Here is a 1,184-nt window from a genome sequence, read left to right on the forward strand (position 1 = left end):
TTTGAGATAAAACAAAGCAAAGCCGTTAATCTTGAAGCATATAAAGAACAGATGAAAGAAATGGAATTGTCATTTGCTTCCATGTTGCAGCAGTTACCCCGGAAAAGTGAAGTTGCTGATCTGCTTGTAGATATTTCCAGAACCGGTTTGGTAAATGGACTTGAATTTGAATTATTCAAACCGGAAGAAGAACGGCCAATTGATTTTTACATTGAATTGCCGATCACCATGCGTGTAACTGGCACGTATCATCAATTTGCAGAATTTATTAGTGGGATAGCGGCCTTACCCCGTATTGTGACACTGCATAATTTTAAAATGGGTCCATTGACCAGCGATGGGAATATGACCATGGATATTACGGCCAAGACCTATCGTTACTTTGACGAGCAGGGTAATTAATGATGAAAATATCTATAGTTATCCATTCATTAATTCAGAAGCTTCTTCTGCTTTCCATGGCATTTATGCTCGTGGCCTGTTCACAACCAAAAGACGATCTGCAAGCCTATGTTGCCGAAGTAAAAGCACGTCAAGTAGTCGATATTCCTCCCATTCCAGTGATGAAGCCTTACGAAAAATTCAGTTATGCCGCTGCTGAATTACGTGATCCATTTGTTCCAACCGTTATTGATGTTCCCGAACCTGAACCAGAGCAAGTAGTTGATAACGGCATTCAGCCCAATGAAAACCGTATGAAGGAAATTCTGGAAAATTATCCGCTGGGTGATTTGCAATATGTCGGTACTCTGGAACAGGAAAGCTTATGGGCATTAATCCGGGCTCCAGACAGTACGATACATCGTGTACAAATTGGTAATTACATGGGGTTGAACCATGGCCAGATTGTTGCGATCAGTGAAACACAACTGACACTGAAAGAAATCGTTCCTGAAGGAAACGGCTATAACGAGCGTGAGACGACAGTACCCGTCGTAGAGATAAATTAAGGGCCATACAATGATGAGTAAATACGGAATGACAATCACTCGGCGTCAAGCCATTACCAACACCGACAAAAATTTCCTGGAGCGGTGGCGGTCGAGTCTGGGTATGCTTTCATTAATGTTTGTCAGCAGTCTCGTTTCAGCAAATGAACTGCAATCATTGGATTATTCAGCCTTATCGGGTAATAAAGGTGTTGTCACATTAACTTTTTCAGAAGCGGTTGAAAAACCAGAAAG

At 41.6% G+C, this 1,184-nt stretch carries 3 protein-coding genes; all 3 read left to right on the plus strand.

All coding sequences use genetic code 11. The features are described from left to right. On the plus strand, window positions 1–402 hold a 402-nt coding region (locus B3M51_RS09145), incomplete at its 5' end, for a type 4a pilus biogenesis protein PilO (RefSeq protein WP_292758474.1). Beyond that, window positions 402–950: a pilus assembly protein PilP gene (locus tag B3M51_RS09150; protein WP_292482669.1), complete on the plus strand. Its 549-nt coding sequence runs from the start codon at window positions 402–404 to the stop codon at window positions 948–950. The genes B3M51_RS09145 and B3M51_RS09150, both read left to right, overlap by 1 nt. Before the next feature lie 28 nt (window positions 951–978). Beyond that, window positions 979–1,184: hypothetical protein (locus tag B3M51_RS09155; protein WP_292758475.1), on the plus strand; the 206-nt coding region annotated here is incomplete at its 3' end.

This window comes from Methylophaga sp. UBA2689 (assembly GCA_002354555.1).
Taxonomy (GTDB): Bacteria; Pseudomonadota; Gammaproteobacteria; order Nitrosococcales; family Methylophagaceae; genus Methylophaga.

Coding starts and splice junctions, on each gene's coding strand:
- B3M51_RS09150 (WP_292482669.1), top strand. CDS start 402: ATGATGAAAATATCTATAGTTATCCATTCATTAATTCAGAAGCTTCTT.